The 19,289-nt window shown below is 66.9% G+C and carries 15 protein-coding genes; 7 read left to right on the forward strand and 8 right to left on the reverse strand.

Annotated elements, in window-relative coordinates; all coding sequences use genetic code 11:
- Window positions 1-18 precede the first annotated feature (18 nt).
- The gene (mscL, locus tag ACTHQV_RS03190; protein WP_440488343.1) at window positions 19-489 is read left to right on the forward strand and encodes a large conductance mechanosensitive channel protein MscL; all 471 of its coding nucleotides are present in this window, start codon (window positions 19-21) and stop codon (window positions 487-489) included.
- Between the two features lie 52 nt (window positions 490-541).
- Here mscL and ACTHQV_RS03195 read toward each other — a convergent pair whose 3' ends face one another.
- Entirely contained in the window at window positions 542-2,089 is a 1,548-nt protein-coding gene (locus ACTHQV_RS03195; protein WP_440488344.1) for a cryptochrome/photolyase family protein, read from the reverse strand.
- 30 nt (window positions 2,090-2,119) lie between these two features.
- Here ACTHQV_RS03195 and queF point away from each other — a divergent pair, with 30 nt between their 5' ends.
- The 3 genes from queF to ACTHQV_RS03210 all read left to right on the forward strand — a co-directional run bounded on the left by queF (window position 2,120) and on the right by ACTHQV_RS03210 (window position 6,291).
- Window positions 2,120-2,563 (forward strand): preQ(1) synthase, encoded by a 444-nt coding sequence (gene queF, locus ACTHQV_RS03200; protein WP_440488345.1) that lies wholly within the window; start codon window positions 2,120-2,122, stop codon window positions 2,561-2,563.
- Between the two features lie 141 nt (window positions 2,564-2,704).
- Window positions 2,705-4,972 carry a glycosyltransferase gene (locus tag ACTHQV_RS03205; RefSeq protein ID WP_440488346.1) on the forward strand — a complete coding sequence of 756 codons (2,268 nt, stop codon included), beginning with the start codon at window positions 2,705-2,707 and terminating at the stop codon, window positions 4,970-4,972.
- A gap of 38 nt (window positions 4,973-5,010) precedes the next feature.
- Window positions 5,011-6,291 carry a glycoside hydrolase family 130 protein gene (locus tag ACTHQV_RS03210; RefSeq protein ID WP_440488347.1) on the forward strand — a complete coding sequence of 427 codons (1,281 nt, stop codon included), beginning with the start codon at window positions 5,011-5,013 and terminating at the stop codon, window positions 6,289-6,291.
- A 41-nt stretch (window positions 6,292-6,332) separates the two neighbouring features.
- Here the strand turns inward: ACTHQV_RS03210 and ACTHQV_RS03215 are convergent, their stop codons facing one another.
- The 5 genes from ACTHQV_RS03215 to hflK form a co-directional block, all read right to left on the reverse strand.
- The gene (locus tag ACTHQV_RS03215) at window positions 6,333-7,256 is read right to left on the reverse strand and encodes a hypothetical protein (RefSeq protein ID WP_440488348.1); all 924 of its coding nucleotides are present in this window, start codon (window positions 7,254-7,256) and stop codon (window positions 6,333-6,335) included.
- 5 nt (window positions 7,257-7,261) lie between these two features.
- Window positions 7,262-8,932 (reverse strand): helicase HerA-like domain-containing protein, encoded by a 1,671-nt coding sequence (locus ACTHQV_RS03220; protein ID WP_440488349.1) that lies wholly within the window; start codon window positions 8,930-8,932, stop codon window positions 7,262-7,264.
- A gap of 124 nt (window positions 8,933-9,056) precedes the next feature.
- Window positions 9,057-10,589 (reverse strand): Do family serine endopeptidase, encoded by a 1,533-nt coding sequence (locus tag ACTHQV_RS03225; RefSeq protein ID WP_440488350.1) that lies wholly within the window; start codon window positions 10,587-10,589, stop codon window positions 9,057-9,059.
- Between the two features lie 93 nt (window positions 10,590-10,682).
- Window positions 10,683-11,552 carry a protease modulator HflC gene (gene hflC, locus ACTHQV_RS03230; protein ID WP_440488351.1) on the reverse strand — a complete coding sequence of 290 codons (870 nt, stop codon included), beginning with the start codon at window positions 11,550-11,552 and terminating at the stop codon, window positions 10,683-10,685.
- Window positions 11,549-12,667 (reverse strand): protease modulator HflK, encoded by a 1,119-nt coding sequence (gene hflK / locus ACTHQV_RS03235; protein ID WP_440488352.1) that lies wholly within the window; start codon window positions 12,665-12,667, stop codon window positions 11,549-11,551. Before hflK ends, hflC begins: the two co-directional genes overlap by 4 nt.
- Before the next feature lie 69 nt (window positions 12,668-12,736).
- On the opposite strand from hflK, the gene ACTHQV_RS03240 reads away from it, so the two are divergent.
- Both ACTHQV_RS03240 and ACTHQV_RS03245 read left to right on the forward strand, forming a co-directional pair.
- Window positions 12,737-13,708, forward strand: coding sequence for an Mrp/NBP35 family ATP-binding protein (locus tag ACTHQV_RS03240; protein WP_440488353.1), 972 nt, complete (start codon window positions 12,737-12,739; stop codon window positions 13,706-13,708).
- A gap of 1 nt (window position 13,709) precedes the next feature.
- Window positions 13,710-14,132: a CoA-binding protein gene (locus tag ACTHQV_RS03245; RefSeq protein WP_440488354.1), complete on the forward strand. Its 423-nt coding sequence runs from the start codon at window positions 13,710-13,712 to the stop codon at window positions 14,130-14,132.
- A 160-nt stretch (window positions 14,133-14,292) separates the two neighbouring features.
- On the opposite strand, the gene ACTHQV_RS03250 is transcribed toward ACTHQV_RS03245, so the two are convergent.
- Window positions 14,293-15,048, reverse strand: coding sequence for a dienelactone hydrolase family protein (locus ACTHQV_RS03250; RefSeq protein WP_440488355.1), 756 nt, complete (start codon window positions 15,046-15,048; stop codon window positions 14,293-14,295).
- Entirely contained in the window at window positions 15,045-17,438 is a 2,394-nt protein-coding gene (locus ACTHQV_RS03255; RefSeq protein WP_440488356.1) for a DUF3772 domain-containing protein, read from the reverse strand. Before ACTHQV_RS03255 ends, ACTHQV_RS03250 begins: the two co-directional genes overlap by 4 nt.
- A gap of 78 nt (window positions 17,439-17,516) precedes the next feature.
- On the opposite strand from ACTHQV_RS03255, the gene ACTHQV_RS03260 reads away from it, so the two are divergent.
- Window positions 17,517-19,139: an NAD(P)/FAD-dependent oxidoreductase gene (locus ACTHQV_RS03260; protein ID WP_440488357.1), complete on the forward strand. Its 1,623-nt coding sequence runs from the start codon at window positions 17,517-17,519 to the stop codon at window positions 19,137-19,139.
- Window positions 19,140-19,289: the final 150 nt, after the last annotated feature.

Genomic DNA, 19,289 nt, shown 5'->3' on the forward strand with positions numbered 1-19,289 from the left:
AACCATGGGGAGATGGTCATGGGAATGCTCAAGGAATTCCGCACCTTCGTTGCGCGTGGCAACGTCCTCGACCTCGCGGTCGGCGTCATCATCGGCGCGGCGTTCGGCACGATCACCAAATCGCTGACCGACGACATCATCATGCCGGTGATCGGCTATCTGTTCGGCGGCTTCGACTTCTCCAGCTATTTCCTGCAACTGGGGCCGATCCCCGCCAGCTATACCGGATCGCCGACCAACTATGCCGCGCTCAAGGCCGCGGGCGTGCCGCTGTTCGGCTATGGCGAATTCATCAGCGTGGTCATCAACTTCCTGATCCTCGCCTTCATCGTCTTCCTGCTGGTCAAGTTCGTGAACCGCGCGATCGCGGTGGTGCACGAGGAACAGAAGACCGGCGAAGCCCCGCCCGCCGCCGATCCGGCCGATATCGCCCTGCTCCGCGAGATCCGCGACGAACTGCGCGCGGCACGGAACACGCCGCAGGTCTGACCTTGATCCGCCATGCCCGTGCCGCTTCACGGGCAGTGGCGAACCTTCCGGATCAATCCGCGTAGCGCGGCATTGCGTCGAGGCGCTTGAGAAACCCCGCCGCCTGCTTGCGCAGCGCCTGCTGCGTTTCCCCGGCCATCTTGTCCCAGCTGCGATACGGCATCGCCATGCGCGGGTTGTTGCCGAACTTGTCGCGGTTGCGGACGATGAAGTCCCAATAGAGCGCATTGAACGGGCACGCATCGGGCCCGGTGCGCTGCTTCACGTCATAGCGGCAGTGCCCGCAATAATCGGACATGCGGTCGATATAGGCCCCCGACGACGCATAGGGTTTCGACCCCAGCAGCCCGCCATCGCCGAACTGGCTCATGCCCAGCGTGTTGGGCAGCTCGACCCATTCATAGGCGTCGGCATAGACCTCTAGATACCAGCGATGCACCTGTTGCGGCTCGGCCCCGATCAGCAGCGCGAAATTGCCGGTGATCATCAACCGCTGGATATGATGGGCATAGGCATTGGCCAGCGTCTGCCCGATCGCCTGGGACAGGCAGTGCATGTCGGTCTCGCCGGTCCAATAGAAGCCGGGCAGGTCGCGCTTCGCGTTGAGGAAGTTGCGCGTCACATAGTCCGGCCCCTCGCGCCAATAGATGCCACGGACATATTCGCGCCACCCGATCACCTGCCGGATGAAACCCTCGGCGGCGTTGATCTTCACCTTTCCGGCCACGAACTGCTTTTCGACCGCCCGGCACAGGTCGAGCGGATCGAGCAGCCCGGCGTTGATATAGGGGGATAGCACCGCGTGCCACAGATAGGGCTCGTCGGTCAGCATCGCGTCCTGATTGTCGCCGAACCCCGGCAACGCATGGGTCAGGAACGCGCGTTGCTGGCGGAGCGCATCCTTGCGCGTCACCGCGAAGTCGAACCCGTCGAGCGTGCCGGCATGATCGCCGAAGCGTTCGCCGACCAGTTTGAGCACGTCCTGTGTCACTTCGTCGGGCGCGAACGACAGCGGTCTGGGCATCAGCATATCGCGCTGCGCCGGCTTGCGATTGTCGTGGTCGAAATTCCATTTGCCGCCGACCGGCTTGGTCCCGTCCATCAACAGCCCGGTTTCGCGCCGCATGTCGCGGTAGAAATATTCCATGCGCAGCTCGCGGCGTCCTTCCGCCCATGCCGCGAACCGGTCGTGCGAACATACGAAGCGCGTATCTGGACGAATCTCGACGGGAATGCCGAAGATCGTCTCCCACGCCTCCAGCATTGCCTGCACCCGCCATTCACCGGCTTCGGTGACGACGATGCGGGTTGGATCGTGCCGTTCGACCGCCCGCGCGATCTCGCCGGTGAAGCTGGCTTGATTGTCGGGATCGTCGAGCGTCACGTAATCGACGCTCCAACCCGCCTCGCGCAGCGCCGCCGCATGATGCCGCATCGCGGCGAACAGGAACGCGATCTTCTTGGGATGATGGCGGACATAGGTCGCTTCCTCGACCACCTCCATCATCAGGATGGTCGTGACCTCGGGATCGGCACTGGCCAGCGACGACAGGCCCATCGACAACTGGTCGCCTAGTACCGGGATCAGCACCCGTTCCATTCATGCCCGCCTTTTCCTACATGGGCGGCCATGGACCCGAAATTCCTTGGCCAGGCCAGCCCGCTTCCCGCCAATCCGGAAGCCGCCGAACTCGATTATGTTCCGAACCCGCGGAACACGCCCTATCTGGTGCGCTTCACCGCGCCCGAATTCACCTCGCTGTGCCCGGTGACCGGCCAGCCCGATTTCGCGCATCTGGTGATTGATTACGTCCCTGGCGCAACGATCGTCGAATCGAAATCGCTCAAACTCTTCCTGGGCGCGTTCCGCAACCATGCCGCGTTTCACGAGGATTGCACCGTCGGCATCGGCGAGCGGCTGTTCGGCGAAATGGCGCCGCTATGGCTGCGCATCGGCGGCTATTGGTATCCACGCGGCGGCATTCCGATCGACGTGTTCTGGCAATCGGGGGAACCACCGGCGAGCGTATGGATTCCGGATCAGGGCGTGCCCGGCTATCGCGGGCGGGGGTGACCGTCGCGGCGGGGCCACGGTTCGCCACGCTTAAACCTGCCGCAATGCACAAATCATGCAACCTTTCCGCGTTTCGAAATGTTTCTGTTTGCGGACACCGCCCTTTGGGAGCGGATTACTGCATTGCAAAGAGGAACGCAGATGGACCGTATGGTCGCCTTGGAGCCGCTCGACCGCATCGCGCTGATCGGTAACTTCCTGCCGCGCAAATGCGGACTCGCGACCTTTACGACCGACACCTTCAATGCACTGCGCGATCGGTACCCAGACCTTGCCGTCGACGTCTATGCGATGGACGACCGCCCCGGCGCCTACGCCTATCCGCCCGAGGTGACCCATGCGATCGTGCAGAACGATCGTATCGCCTATCTCGACGCGGCCCGCCGGATCGAGGCGAGCGGCGCGCAGGCGGTATGGGTGCAACACGAATATGGCATTTATGGCGGTCCGGCCGGCGAACACATCGTCGCGCTGCTCGACCGGGTGAACGTGCCGGTCGTGATCACCCTACACACCATCCTCGAACATCCCAACGCCGATGAGCGCCGCGTGCTCGAATCGCTGCTACGCCGCGCGGCCAAGGTGGTGGTGATGGCCGACAAGGGTCGCGAGATCCTGATGCGTGTTCACGGTACTGACGCGCGCAAGATCGTGATGATCCCCCACGGCGTCCATGACCGTCCGTTCGTGGTACCAGATGCGATGAAGGACCGGTTCGGCTGGACCGGCCGCCCCGTCATCCTGACTTTCGGCCTGCTCGCCCCGAACAAGGGGATCGAGACGATGATCGACGCGATGCCGCAGGTCGCCGCCAGCCACCCCGACGCGCTCTACGTCGTACTCGGCGCGACCCACCCGCATCTGGTCGCGCATGAGGGTGAGGCCTATCGCGACCGGCTGAAGGCGCAGGCCGCCCGGCTGGGCGTCGCCGACAATGTCTGCTTCCTCGACGGCTTCGTCGAACAGGACGAACTGCTCGACTATCTCCAGGCCGCTGACCTCTACGTCACTCCTTATAGCAACCCGGCGCAGATCACCTCGGGCACGTTGTCTTACGCGGTCGGCGTGGGTAAGGTTGTCGTCTCGACCCCTTACGTCCATGCCACCGAAATTCTCGCCGACGGACACGGCGTGATCGTCGATTTCGGCGATGCCGATGCGTTCGCGCGTGAGATCGTCGACCTGCTCGGCAACGATGTGCGCCGCGATACGCTGGCCGAACGTGCCTATGCCCGCGGCCGGACGATGTTGTTCCCGCGCCTCGCCGAAGCGGCAATGGTCGAGATCGAACGTGCCGTTGCCGCCCGTCCCAGTCGTGTCAGGATCGCTGCCGACCTGACCGCGCTAACCCCCGATTTTGCCGCGGTCGAACGGATGAGCGATGCGACTGGCATGTTGCAACATTCGATCTATTCGGTGCCCGATCGCCGCCATGGCTATTGCATCGACGACAATGCCCGCGCGCTGATCTTGATGTCGCAGATCGACGATCTCGACGAAGTCCAGCGCGACAAGTGGACGACCATCTACGCCGCGTTCGTCCAATACGCCTGGAACCCCGACAAGCGTCGCTTCCGCAACTTCATGAACTTCGACCGGACCTGGTGCGAAGACGAAGGGTCGGAGGATTCGAACGGCCGGACGCTATGGGCATTGGCGATCACCGCTCGCGACGCGCGCTCGCACAAGCATCGTGATTGGGCTACTGCGCTCTATGAACAGACCGCGTCGATCGCGCTCGATCTCGGCTCCCCGCGCGCCCGCGCCTTCGCCATGCTGGCGGCGGTGGCGATGCTGGAGGTCAATCCGGGTCACGCTTTGTCGACGGAGATCGCCACCCGCTTCGGCGCCGAACTGGTGACGTTGCTCGACGCGACCCGTCGCCCCGAATGGCAGTGGTTCGAAATCGTGCTCGCCTATGACAATGCCCGCCTGCCCGAAGCGATGATCCGCGCGGGCAAAGCGCTCAAGCGCGACGATTTCCTGCAGGTCGGTCTCGACACGCTCGACTGGATCGTCGGTCGCCAGACCTCGCCCGAGGGCCGGTTCCGCGCGATCGGCACCGAAAGCTTCGGCCGCCCCTATGCCGAACCGCTCCCGTTCGACCAGCAGCCGCTCGAAGCACAGGCGACGGTCGAAGCCTGCGCCGCCGCGTTCGAAGCAACCGGCGACCAGCGTTGGCGTGAGGAGGCAGTGAAGGCGTATAATTGGTATCTCGGCGCCAACGACCTCGACCTGCCGCTCGCGACCGTCGCCGATGGCGGCTGTTTCGACGGGCTGATGCCGACCGGATTGAACCGTAATCAGGGGGCGGAATCGATTCTGGCACTGCAATTGGCGTCTTGCGCCATTTCAGCCCTTTCAAAGCGCCGCGCATCCGTGGCAGACCCTCGCCGCGCCGTGGCCTGACTGGCCGCGGCTTCGGCCGGGACTATTTGGACGCGCGAATGCTGGACATCTACAACCACCCCCTGCGGCTGTACGCCGATCCTTCGCGCGTGGTGGTGCGCCCCTTCCATATCGCGTGGCAGCGCAACGGCTCTGCCCCCAGCCGCACCGAGCGGCTGGTCGGCGAGGTGCTGGCGATGTCGCCCGCCGAAACGCGCGCACAACTCGAAACCGTGCTCAAGGACTTCGAGGCGCGTCATTGGCAGACGCGCCGCGTGTTCATGACCCGCTATGACGAGATCGAGGCGGTGCTTGGCCTCAACGGCGCCGAGATCGGTGACGAGAAGCGTCAGCTGATCGGCGCCTATTTTTGCCACGAATACAGCTATGCCGCCGCCGCGCTGATGAACCCGAGCGCGGTGCCGCATTTCGACCAGTCGGGCATGCCCGATGGTTCGCTCCGCATCCTGATGTCGCTGCGCGCGGTCGGCGAGGGCCATATCTCGTCGGTCGCGTTCCGCGAAGGGATCATCACCGACGAGAACGAACTGACGCTGGCCCCCGAACCGCCCTTCGCCACCGCCGCCGACGCGATCGGTGAGGAGGACGAGGCGCCCGAAGGCGAGGTCACCGTCTTTCGCCACCGCGACTCGACGCTGTCGGGCACCGTCATCTTCCCGATCACCGAAGCCCAGTCGAAGGGGCTGGAGGACATGCGCCTCGTCCGCTTTCAGCACGAGGACGGCAGCTTCGAATGGCTCGGCACCTACACCGCCTATAACGGGTCGATGATCCAGTCCGAGTTGCTGCGCACCCGCGACTTCCGTGCGTTCGATCTGGTCCCGATGACCGGCAGCGCCGCGCGGAACAAGGGCATGGGCCTGTTCCCGCGCAAGGTCGGCGGCCAGTATATGATGATCGGCCGGCAGGACGGCGAAAACCTGTTCCTCATCAAATCGGACACGCTGACCCATTGGGACGAGGGCGAGATGCTGCTCAAGCCCGTCTATCCGTGGGAGCTGGTCCAGATCGGCAATTGCGGTCCGCCGATCGAGATCGACGAGGGTTGGCTGCTGCTGACCCATGGCGTCGGCGCGATGCGCAAATATGCGATCGGTGCAGTGCTGCTCGACAAGGACGATCCGTCCAAGGTGATCGGCCGCACCCGCGAACCGATCCTGGCGGCGGCGAACGAAGACCGCGAGGGCTATGTCCCCAACGTCGTCTATTCGTGCGGCGCGATCCGCCATGGCGACCGGATTTTCATTCCCTATGGCGTCGCCGACAGTTCGGTCGCCTTCGCGTTCGTCACGATTGAGGCGCTGCTCGGCGCGATGTAAAGACGACGTCATCCCGGTGACCGCCGGGATCACATTCGTCCTCACAACCGGTGCAGCGCCTGCGTCGCGCTGCCCAGCACCGCCGCCCGCGCGCGTAGGCTGGCGACTAGGAAGTCGAGCTGTTCGTGCAGGAACCGGCGCGGCGTGGTGCCGAGCACCGCATGCGCATCGCGCAGGAAGTGCGACGCACTGAAATAGGCGGGATCGATCGTCGAATAATCGACCTCGCCCCGCGATTCGATCAGTGGAATGATCGACCGCAAAAAGCGCGAGCGGATCAGCAGCGTCTTCGGCAGGAACCCGAAATGTCGGCGACAGATGCGCCGCAGTACCTCGGGCGAAATATCCCATTCGCGCGCCGCCTGTGCAAGGCCACCCGGCGCGTCGTCGACCACCAGCCGCGCGATCCGACGGATCAGCGCCTCATCGGGGCTGGGCGGACCCATTTCGGCCAGCAGGAACGCATCGAGCGCCGCCTTCACGCCATGTTCGTTCTCGACCGCCGACAGCGTCGCCACCAACCGTTCGGTGAAGCCCGGCGGCGCGGCATCGGCCAGCGGCACGATGCGGTCGGCATACAGGTCGGCACCGCCCGCGAAGAATCGCGACCAGCCGAGCGCGCTGACGCCGAAGCCGATCATGATCCCGCCATTGGTGATCGTGCGCAGCGCATGGCTGCTCGGCCCGCACAGGCTCGCCTGCGGCATCGGATCGAACACGCGGTTGCCGATCCATACCGCGATCGGCCCGGCGTTCAGCGTGACCCGGACATTGGCGGTGCCGGGCAGGAACCAGTTCTCCATGCCAATCGATGCCGGCCCGCTGGCGGCATAGAGGTGATAGCCGGTCGTGTAATCGGCCAGTCCCGGATCGGGCCGTTCGTAACGGATCGCCATGCCCGGTGGCATCGCGAACAGCGCGGGCGGAATGTCGGGCGTCTCGGTCCCCCCGATGACCGGTTGCATCCGGCTCAACCGCGGAACAGCCCGCCGAGCACGCCGCGCAGCAATCCGCCGACGACGCCACCGCCGTTCCCCGGGCCACCCCGGCCGGTGCCGAACACCTGCTTGCCGATTTCGTTGACGACGATCCGCCCGACCGCCGACCCGGCCGATCGCGTTGCCGATTGCGTCGCGCGCGCCCATGGATTGTTCGCCGCCTCGCGCTCGGCAGCGCGGGCCGCCCTATCCTCCTCACGCGCGGCACGGTCAGCCGCCCGCTGTTCGGCGATGCGCTGGCGCTCGGCCTCCTTGGCTAGGCGCGCGTCCTCCTTCGCCTGCAACGCCGCCTGCTTGTCGGCCGCGACCTGCGCCTTTGCAGCGGCCGCAGCGGCAGCGGCTTCTTCGGCCTTCGCTCCCAGCAGTTCGGCAGCCGACTCGCTATCGATCGCAGTGTCGTACCGGTCGCCGACCGCATCGGTCTCGATCAGCACGCTGCGCTCGACCGGCGTCACCGGTCCGACCCGCGATCGCGGCGGCCGGATCAGCGTGCGTTCGACCGGGCTGGGCGATCCATCGGCCTGCAATACTGATACCAGCGCCTCGCCGGTCTTCAGCTCGGTGATCGCCTGCGCGACGTCGACGCCGGGATTGGCGCGAAACGTCTCCGCCGCCGCGCGGATGGCGCGCGCTTCCTTGGGCGTGAACGCGCGCAGCGCATGCTGCACCCGGTTGCCCAGCTGCGCCGCGACCGCATCGGGAATGTCGACCGGATTCTGCGTCACGAAATAGATGCCGACGCCCTTCGATCGGATCAGCCGCACGACCTGTTCGACCTTGTCGACCAGCGCGTCTGAGGCATCGTCGAACAGCAGATGCGCCTCGTCGAAGAAGAAGACCAGCACCGGCTTGTCGGGGTCGCCGACCTCGGGCAGCGTCTCGAACAATTCGGACAGCATCCACAGCAGGAACGTCGCATACAGGCGCGGCGACGCCATCAGCTTGTCCGCGGCCAGCACCGACACGATGCCCCGTCCGTCGTCGCTCAGGCACCGGAAGTCGGCGAGGTCGAGCGCCGGCTCGCCGAAGAACCGGTCGCCGCCCTGCGTCCTGAGTTGCAGCAGCGCGCGCTGGATCGCGCCGACCGACTGCTTGCTGACATTGCCATAACGGGTGGTCAGCTCGTCGGCGCGCTCGGCGACATGCGCCAGCATCGCCTGAAGATCGTCGAGGTCGAGCAGCAGCAGCCCGTCCTCGTCGGCGACGTGGAAGGCGATGGTCAGCACCCCTTCCTGCACGTCGTTCAGGTTGAGCATCCGGCTGAGCAACAGCGGCCCCATCTCCGACACCGTCGCCCGGATCGGATGGCCGGCCTCACCGAACAGGTCCCAGAACACGACCGGCGTGTCGCGATACTGCCAGTCGCCGTCGCCGATCGCGGCGGCGCGTTCGGCAAAGGCGGCATGCGGCTTAGCGGTCGCGCTGCCCGCCATGGCGATGCCCGACAGGTCGCCCTTCACATCGGCGACGAACACCGGCACCCCGGCGGCGGAGAAGTTTTCGGCCAGCCCCTGCAACGTCACCGTCTTGCCGGTACCGGTCGCCCCCGCGATCAGCCCGTGACGGTTGGCGCGCTTGAGGACCAACGACTGGCGGATGCCCCCGGCGGTCGCGCCCAGAAACAGTTCGGTCGTATCGGTCATGTCCCTGCCCTTTATCGTGGCAGGATATTACCTGCTTTGCTGCCCGCGTAAATTACGTGATTTCGAATGCAGAAGGGGCGGCGACTTTCGTCCCCGCCCCCTTTTCTCGCCAGCTTCGTCGAACTTACTGGTTGTCGACCGCGATCGCGACGAATGCCGGCGGCACCGACCCGCCGGGGCCGATCGGTTGCACCTGCAACAACAGCTTGCGCTTGGCGGCACGTGCCGCCGCGACTGCGCGGGCCAGTTCGGCCGACGACGTCACCGGCTGGCGATCCGCCGACAAGATGACGAAGCCGCGCCGCAGCTGCTTGGCCGCCGCATCGCTGTTCGGATCGACCGCGAGGATCACGACGCCGCGCGTCGTCGCCTCGAGGCCCAGTTGTCGCGCGATCGACGGATTGAGCGGCTGTACTGCGATACCGGCGGTCGCCGACAGACTGTCATTGGCGGGCGGGCTTTTTGGCGCTTCGTTCGGATCGAAGCGCTCATCCTGTGCCAGCAGCTGCTCTTCGGAGGGACGCGTGCCTAGCGTGACCGGGATCTGCTGGCGGCGACCGTCGCGCAGCACGTCGAGCGTGACGCGACTGCCCGGCGATTCCAGCCCGACTAGATAGGTCAGCGACTGTTGTGCGGTGACTTCCTTGCCGTTGATCGCGAGAATCACGTCGCCGACGCGGACGCCCGCACGCGATGCCGGCTCGCCCGGCGTCACACTACGCACGATTTCGCCACGATCCTTCTGGATACCCAGCGCGTTGGCGATATCCTCGCTCACCGGCTGCGGCCCGAGGCCCAGATAGCCGCGCGCAACCGACTGACCCTTCATCAGCTTGTCGACGATCGGCTTGGCCTGTTCGGCGGGAATCGCGAAGCCGATGCCGATATTGCCGCCGGTCGGCGACAGGATCTGCGAATTGATGCCGATGACATTGCCCTGCATGTCGAACATCGGACCGCCCGAATTGCCGCGGTTGATCGCCGCGTCGGTCTGAATGAAGCGGTCATACGGCCCCTGACCCACGCGGTTCAGTGCGGAGATGATGCCCGCGGTCACCGTGCCCGACTGGCCGAGCGGGTTGCCGATCGTCACCACCCAGTCGCCGACCCGCGCCTGCCGCGAATCGCCGAACCGGACGAACGGGAAGTTCGCGCCGTCGATCTTCAGCACCGCGAGGTCGGACAGCGCGTCGCGCCCGATCAGCTTCGCCTTATATTCCTTCTGGTCGGCCAGCGTCACCGTGATCGATTCGACCGTTGCGCCCTCCGCGCCTGCCGAGACGACATGGTTGTTGGTGACGATATAGCCGTCGTTCGAGATCAGGAACCCTGACCCCAGCGACTGCGCCTCCTGCGTCCGTCCACCGCCGCCACCGCCGCCGCGCCCGCCGAAGAACTGCTCGAGCGGCGTGCCCTGGAACGGATTCGCCTGCTGCTGCACGGTGATGCGCTGCGTGGTGGAGATGTTGACGACCGCGGGCGACAGGCGCGCGACCATGTCGGCAAAGCTCATCGGCGCGCCGGCGCGCGGGGCCGAGATGGCGTTGATCGCGCCGGGTTCGTTCTGCGCCGTCTGCGCCCCCGACGGGTTCAGCGTCAGGGTCGCGGCAGCGCCGCCCAGCAATAGAGCGGAAGTAATGGCGTAGGCGTAACGCACAGTTATATGGTCCTCTCGAATTAGGCTCACGACCCCTTCGGGTGGGAACCTGCCATTGCCTTGCTGAACGCGGTTTGAATGTTCGGCTGGTCCTTAGCGTTCCCGCCCGCCGAATTCGCGCAGATAACCGTTCTCGGGCGAAAGGATGATCGACGTGCTGCCGCTCTGGTTCGGCGCCCCGGCAAAGGTCGTGCGATACGACTGCATCGCCCGCCAGAACGCATAGAAATCGGCATCCTTGCCAAAGCTAGCGGCATAGATGCGCGCGGCCTCCGCCTCGGCATTGGCGCGCACGACCTGCGCGTCGCGCTGGCCTTGTGCCGCGATCGTCGCTGCTTCCTGTTCGCGGGCCGAGCGCATCCGCGTCAGCGCCGATTCGAGCGGGCTGCCATCGGGCAGGTCGGCATGCTTGATCCGCACGTCGACGATCTCCGCACCATATTGGCGCGCGGTCCGCTGCAACGCGTTCTGGATATTGTCCATCACCGCGCCGCGTTCGGGGCTGAGCAGCGTCGCGAACGGCCGCCGGCCGAGCTCGGCACGCAGCGCCGACGACAGCAGCGGTTCGAGCTGGGCCGCGACCCGCTCCTCGGTGTTCGACGCCGATCCGGTCGAGATCACCGCCTGCAACGGATCGACGATGCGGAACCGAGCAAAGGCGTCAACCTCCAGCCGCAACTGGTCGGTCGACAGCACCGGCTGGTTGTTCAGCTCGATGTCGAGCACCCGCTTGTCGATCCAAACCACCCGGTCGAGGAACGGGATCTTCGCGACCAGCCCTGCGCCCGTCCGGCCGAACGGCTGGTCGGCGCGATAGGGGTTGAGGATGCCGACCGGCTGCTGGAAGCGAAGGATCACGGCCTGCCGCGTCTCCGGCACGATCACGATCGTGCTGAAGAACAGGATGACCAGCACCAGCAGCGCGATGCCCGCCGCCATCGGATTGCGCAGCCACCGGCTCATCGTGCGGCTCCCGTCGGCTGCGCCTGCGGCGTCGCGGGCGCTTCGGGCTCGGGGGTCGCCTGCTGGCGGCGACGCGCCTCGGGCAGCGGCAGATAGGCCTGCACGCCCGGCTGCACGATCGTCTTGTCGGCGCGGTTCAACACCTGCTCCATGGTCTCGTAATAGAGCCGCCGGCGGGTCACGTCGGGGGCTAGGCGATATTGTTCGTAGATCTTGTCGAATTCGGTCGCGTCACCTTGCGCCCGGGCGATCACCTGCTGCGCATAGGCGCGCGAACGGTTGAGGTTCGACTGCGCCTCCTGCTGCGCGGCGGTCACCGCCTTGAACGCATCGTCGACCTCGGCCGGGGCTGCCGCCTTCTGGATGCTGACGCCCAACACGCGCACGCCCGACTGATATTCGTCGAGCAACGCCTGCATCCGCGTCTGCACCTCGGCCTCGATCTCGCCGCGGCCCGAACCGATCGCCTGCGTCAGGTTCTTGCCCGCCACCGCCGCGCGCATCGCGCTTTCCGCGACGGCGCGCACCGTTTCCTTCGGGTTCTTGATCTCGAAGACATAGTCCTCGGGCGACTTGATGTTCCAGCGCACCGAATAGGCGAGGTCGACGATATTCTGGTCGCCGGTCAGCATCAGATTGGGCTGGCTGCCCTCGGGGAAGGATTCGGTGCGGGTATTCTGCACGTCCTCGACCTGCACGCGCATGATCGGCGCGGGCAAGGTGAACTGGATGCCGGGGTTGAGCGTGCCGGTATATTTGCCGAACATCGTCACGACGCCGCGTTCCTGCGGCCCGATCGAATGGAAGCTGGTGAAGGCGATCCATACCAGCACCAGCGCCGCCACCGCCGCCAGCCACAGCCGTCCGGCATTGGCCGGAAACGATGGCCCGCCGCCCGGACCGCCGGTGCGCGCGCGCTTCAGGAATTCGTCGAGCGAAGTCGATCCGCCGACCCGGCCGCGCTTGCCGGCCGGCGGCAGCGACCATGGATTGCGCGGGCCGTCCTCACCGCCACCGCCCGATCCGTTCCCCGAATCGCCGCCGCCGCCCCATGGGCCCTTGTCGCTCATCCCCAGCACTTGCGCGCGTGCGCGCCGCCCCATGATCCATCGCATCCATCCTTTATAGGGGGCCGCCTTACCTTTTACAGTGGTAACGCGCTGCCCCGACGCTACATCGCCGCCATGACCGCATCTTCGCCCGCCGCCGCCGCGCTCGACGCGCTGCTCGCCCCCGTTGCCGCCGGCCGCGCTACGTCCCGCGTGACCGGCGACCAGGCGAGCATCATCCTCGACGTGACCGGCCTGCCCCCCGCGGCGCGCGGCGCGCTGGAGGCCGATGTCCGCGCCGCCGCCCTGACCGCCCCCGGCATCGCCGGCGTCCGTGTCGCGCAGACCAGCGAGCGCGTGGCACAGCGCATCATCGCGGTCGCCAGCGGCAAGGGCGGGGTCGGCAAATCGACGCTCGCCGCCAATCTCGCCATCGCGCTCGCGCGGTCGGGTCGCAAGGTCGGCATGGTCGATGCCGACATCTACGGCCCGTCGCAACCGCGCCTGATGGGCGTCGACGGGACCCGGGCCGAAGCGCATGACAAGAAACTGGTGCCGGTCGCGACGAAGCTCGGCGTGCCGCTGCTGTCGATGGGGCAGCTGGTCCCGGCCGGACAGGCGATCGCCTGGCGAGGGCCGATGGCGGCGGGCGCGCTGACCCAGCTGGTCGACGCACATTGGGACATGGCCGACACGCTGGTCGTCGACATGCCGCCGGGCACCGGCGACGTGCAGCTGACCATGATCCAGAAGCACAAGCCGGCCGGCGCGGTCATCGTCTCGACGCCGCAGGATCTTGCGCTGATCGACGCGATCCGCGCGATCGACCTGTTCACCAAGGCCGGGGTGCCGATCATCGGCCTCGTCGAGAACATGGCCGGCTATGTCTGCCCGCATTGTGGGCAGGAATCGGACCCGTTCGGGCATGGCGGTGCGGAGGCACAAGCGGCCGCACTCGGCATCCCGTTCCTCGGCCGCGTGCCCCTGACGCTCGCCATCCGCAGCGCCTCGGACGCAGGCACCCCGCCCGCCGCCGGGAACGGCGCGGAAGCCGATCCGTTCATGTCGATCGCCGGGCAGGTCGGCGACTGGCTGACGAGAAACTGACATGCTCGACGATGACGGCATCCGTAAACTTCTTACCGAAGCCCGCACCATCGCGCTGGTCGGCGCTTCGGACCGCCCCGACCGGGCATCCTATGGCGTGATGGCGTATCTCCAGCGGCAGGGATACCGGGTGATCCCGGTCAATCCGCAGATCACCGGCGAGCATCTCCACGGCGAATTCGTCTTCCGCGACCTCGGCCAGATCGGCGAGCGCATCGACATCGTCGACATCTTCCGCAACTCGGCCGCCGCCGGTGACGCGGTCGACGCGGCGATCGCGGCCGGCGCGAAGGCGGTGTGGATGCAGCTGGGCGTCGTCAACGAAGCCGCCGCGGCACGCGCCGAGGCTGCGGGCCTGCAGGTGGTAATGGACCGTTGTCCGGCGATCGAGATTCCGCGATTGGGGGTGAAGGCGGTCGGTTAACCTACCCCTCCCTCCCCCAAAACCGTTCGGTTCGAGCAGCTTCGAGCTTGTCGAGAAGCGTCCGTCGAGAACGCGGTCGTTTGTGGCACCCCCTTCTCGACTACGGTTCTCGACAGGCTCGAACCTGCGCTCGAAGCAAACGGATAGGTGGGTTAGTTAATCACAAAATGCGCCCGCCCAGAACCCGCGCAAACAACCCTAGCATCCACCCCGTCGCAATCACGAACAACGCCGGATCGTACCTCGGCCCCTCGTCACGCAGAAACGCGTGCTGCGCATTCACCTCATGCCATTCATACACCGTCCCCGCCGCCTGCAGCGCGTCGCGGATCGCCTGCCGCCCGGCATAGGGCACATGCGGGTCCTGCCGCCCCCACACGAACAGCATCTCCGCCCCGATCTCGCCGATCCGCGCCAGACTGTCGTCGCAGCGCCCTTCGCCCAGCGTCGCCGAATGAATATCGGTCGGATAGAAACACGCCGCCGCCAGCACGCGCAGATCGAGCGCCGCGCGATAGGCGAGATGCCCGCCCAGACACACACCTACCACCCCGATCCGCCCCGAACAGGCCGGATGCGCCATCAACCAGTCGATCACCAGCGTCGCGTCGGCATCGAACCCAGCCACCGGCTTGGTGAATTTCAAGTCGTTGCCGCGATCGGTACCCGGCTTGTCATAGGCGAGCACCGTCCCCGGCGCCTCATACTCATGATAGACCTCGGGCACCGCCACGACATAGCCATGACCGGCGATGAACGCCGCCAGCCGCCGGATCGGCGCGGTCACCTGATAGATTTCGGAATAGAGGACCACGCCGGGATAGCGCCCCTCCGCCACCGGGCGAAAGACATGGGTCCGCATCACCCCGCCATCGCGGCAGGGCAGGTCGTGATGCTCGTGGCTGTGCAGGATCATGGCCGCGCCGTGCCCCCGTCCGACGTGGCTGGCAAGGGCGGAACCGGATCGCCGGGCGTGGTCACCAGCTCCAGCCGCTGCGGTACGGTCCCCATCTCGATCCCGTCGGCACGAAAGCGGGTGAGCAGGTCGAGCAGGATGTTGCTGCGCGCACTATAGGCCGCGCGCGGCGACGCGACATGCGCGAAGCAGTTGAACGCGATCCTGCCATCGGCGATCGCATCGATGAAAGCGGAGGGTGCCGGGTCGGCAAGTACAGCCTCCTCGCGCGCAAATGCGCCCAGCACCAGATCGCGGACCTGTGCCGCATCGGTGCCGAGCGGTACCGAAAACTGCACCTGGATGCGCCCCAGCGGGCTCGCCAGCGTCTTGTTCAGCACCGATTTGGTGATGAGTTCGGAATTGGGAACGATCAACGTCGAATGATCGGCCAGCTCGATCTCGGTCGATCGCACGCTGATCCGCTTCACATCGCCTTCATCGGTGCCGACGCGGATCAGATCGCCGATCTTGATCGGCCGTTCGGCGAGCAGGATCAGGCCCGACACGAAATTCTGGGTGATCGCCTGCAGGCCGAAACCGATGCCGACCGACAGCGCGGACAGCAGCAGCGCGATCCGTTCGACCCCGATGCCGAGCGACGCCAGCGCCCAGATCACCGCCAGCGCAATGCCGACATAGCGCGCGACGAGGCTGACCGAATTGCGCCCGCTGCCGTCCAGCTCGGTGGCGGGCAGATACCGCCCCTCCAGCCAGCGCATGAAGCCGCGCACCAGCGTGAGGCCGATCGCCAGCACCACCACCGATCGCAGGATCGCGCCCGGGGAGATCGTCACCCCGCCGACCTCGATGCCGCGCGCCAGATCGCCCAGCCGGGTAAAGATGTCGGCGACGCCGCTGCCCCCGAACGGCAACAGCCACAGCGCCAGCGCCAGCACCGCCAGCACCACGCGCAGCACCCCCGACAGCAATACCCCGAACTGGTCGACCGTCCCGCCGCGCAGGCCCAGGCCGCGCGTCACGGCAAGGCCCAATGGGCTCGACCGTTCGAACACCGTCGTCGCGACGTCGTCGATCGCTGCCAGCGCGAGATAGACCGCCGCGCCGAGCACCAGCGTCCACGCCGCCAGCTGCCCGACCGACAGGCCGAACCCGATATAGCCTGCCGCCAGTGCCAGCAGCGCGACGCCGGCAATCCCCCACGCGAACAGCGCGATCGCGGCGAATCCGGTGCGCGCCGGTGCATTCGCGCCTTCGCCCGCGCTCGCCTCGGCCCGCAACCGGCCGATCGCGAACAGTGCCGCCGCGATCAGCAGGATATGCGCCAGCGCCAGCAACGCGGCGGTCGCGGTGCGGGCGGCGGCGCTGGTGCCGATTGCGGCGTGCGCGGCATCGATCGCGATCGCGAAGCCGGCCAGTAACGCCAGCAGGAACGAATAGGGACGCAGCCGCGCCGCTAGTGCATCGCCGATCGGCGCGATCCGCCAGCTGGGGCTGCCGCGCATCAGCACCGCGCCCAGGACCGAACTGGTAAAGGCGGTGAAGCCGATCGCCACCAGCCACTGGTCGAGCATCGCGCTCCATGTCGGCGCGACCAGCCCCGCCCAGCGCGCGCCGGCTAGCACGGCGGCGGCGGCGAGCAGCGGGGCGAGCGTGCCCACCAGCACCCGGCCCAGCGCATTGGCCGACCGTCGCACCCGCCGCCCCGGCGCGCCGTCGATCAGCAGCCGCTGCCCGGCCCGCCCCGCCGCCAGACGCGCGGGTCCGAGCAACAGGATGGCGAGGGCGAGGCCGAGCAGCGCCGGCCATATCCGCCCCGCCGCGGCGGTGGCGACGGTACGGACCTCGGCGGCGACGAAGCGCTCGATCCGGTGCGCGTCGCGCGGCATGGCGCGCAGGATCGCGCTCCAGAAGGCCGGCGTCAGCGGCGAAGCGCCGCGACCGAACCATTTCTGGCTGATCTCGGCGGCCTGCCCCTCTTGAATCTCATCGATAAGCTGCTGGGCCTCCACCGACAACAACCGCGCGCGCTTCGTCGCCGAATCGATCGTCGTCCGCTGCCGGGCGAGCTGGGTGCGTTCGCTGGCAATCGCCGCGTCCTCGCCCGACGCCGCAGGTCCCAGTTGCGCCAGCCGCGCATCGATCTGCGCCAGATCGACGGTCAGTTGCTGCGCGGCGTCGAGCGTCGTCGTCCGCACCACCTGCGCCCGTGCGCGGAGCGCCGCCCGGTCGCTCTGTTCCAGCCGGGTGTCGAGCGCGCCGTCGACCAGCCCCAATTCGCTGGCCGCACCGTCCAGCCTGGCAGCGACGTCGCCGGCGCCCTGTGCTAGTGCCGGAATCGCCGTCGCCAGCAGCAGCAACGACAACAGGGTTCGAAGCAATGCCATCATGGCCCCGGCCTATCGCCATCGCGCCGCGGGGACAATCGCGACGCTTTCCCGTCGCGCCGACAGGCTGTAGATGGCCGGATGCTTCGCATCACCGAACTCAAACTGCCCCTGAACCATCCCGAGGAGGCACTGACCGCCGCGATCCGTGACCGGCTGCGCATCACCCCGCGCGATCTGGTCCGCTACACGATCGCGCGCCGGGCGCATGACGCGCGCGACAAGGGCGATATCCAGCTCGTCTATTCGGTCGACGTGACCGTGCGCAACGAGGCGCAGGTGCTGACGCGCACCCGCCGCGATCGCAATGTCGGGCCGACGCCCGATACCGGCTATCGCTTCGTCGTGAAGGCCCCTGCCGACTATGCCGGTCCCCGCCCGATCGTCGTCGGCGCGGGGCCGTGCGGGCTGTTTGCCGGCCTGATCCTTGCGCAGATGGGATTCCGCCCGATCATCCTCGAACGCGGCAAGGTCGTGCGCCAGCGGACGCAGGATACCTGGGGCCTGTGGCGGCGCAGCGAACTGAACCCCGAATCGAACGTGCAGTTCGGCGAAGGGGGTGCGGGCACCTTTTCCGACGGCAAGTTGTGGAGCCAGATCAAGGACCCGCGCCATCTTGGCCGAAAGGTGCTGACCGAATTCGTGACGGCGGGGGCGCCTGAGGAAATCTTGACCGAGGCGCATCCGCACATCGGCACCTTCCGCCTCGTACAGATGGTCGAATCGATGCGCGCAAGCGTCGAGGAACTGGGCGGCGAATATCGCTTCTCGCACCGCGTCGACGATATCGAGCTGGAGGAACGCGCCAACGGCACGCGCCGGCTGTCGGCGCTGAAGCTGTCGACCGGCGAGACGCTGGCCGCCGATGGTCCGGTCGTGCTGGCGCTGGGGCACAGCGCGCGCGACACCTTCCACATGCTGTACGATCGTGGCGTGTTCCTCGAAGCCAAGCCGTTCTCGATCGGGGTGCGGATCGAACACCCGCAAAGCTGGATCGATCAGGCGCGGTTCGGGGCGTGCGCTGGCCATCCCGATCTCGGCGCAGCGGCCTATACGCTGTCGCACCATTGCACCAACCAGCGCACCGTCTACAGCTTCTGCATGTGTCCGGGCGGGACCGTGGTCGCGGCGACCTCCGAACCGGGCCGGGTCGCGACCAACGGCATGAGCCAATATTCGCGCAACGAACGCAATGCCAATTCCGGCATCGTCGTCGGCATCGATCCGGCGCGCGACTATCCCGGCCATCCGCTTGCCGGCATCGCGCTGCAACGCCATTGGGAAGAACGCGCCTTCGTGGCCGGCGGCGGCGAATATCGCGCCCCAGCGCAGCTGCTCGGCGACTTCCTTGCCGGCCGCCCCTCGGCGGCCTTGCGCAGCGTCATCCCATCCTACCGCCCAGGCGTCCACCTGACCGACCTGGCCGAATGCCTGCCCGATTTCGTGGTGGCGGCAATGCGCGAGGCGCTGGTCGCATTCGGACGGACGATTCCCGGTTATGACCATCCCGATGCAGTGATGACCGGGGTAGAGACCCGGACATCGTCGCCGGTGCGGATCACCCGCGGCGACGATTTCCAGAGCGTCAACACCGCCAACCTGTTCCCCGCCGGTGAAGGGGCCGGCTATGCCGGCGGCATCCTGTCGGCGGCGGTCGATGGCATCAAGGTCGCGGAGGCGGTCGGCCGCGCCCTTATCCGATAGCTCAGGCGATCGGCACCACCGGTGCTGCGGCCGACAGCAGGACGGCGGAGACGAAGAACGCGGCGAAGGCGGCGGCGAACTGCTGGCGAAGGTCGAGGCGGGTCATGGTAACTACTCCCTGTCTGGCCGTGCGAACCATCTCGCCGGCGA

Origin of the sequence: Sphingomonas sp. SAFR-052 (assembly GCF_051965015.1) — a bacterium.
In the GTDB taxonomy this organism is placed as follows: domain Bacteria; phylum Pseudomonadota; class Alphaproteobacteria; order Sphingomonadales; family Sphingomonadaceae; genus Sphingomonas.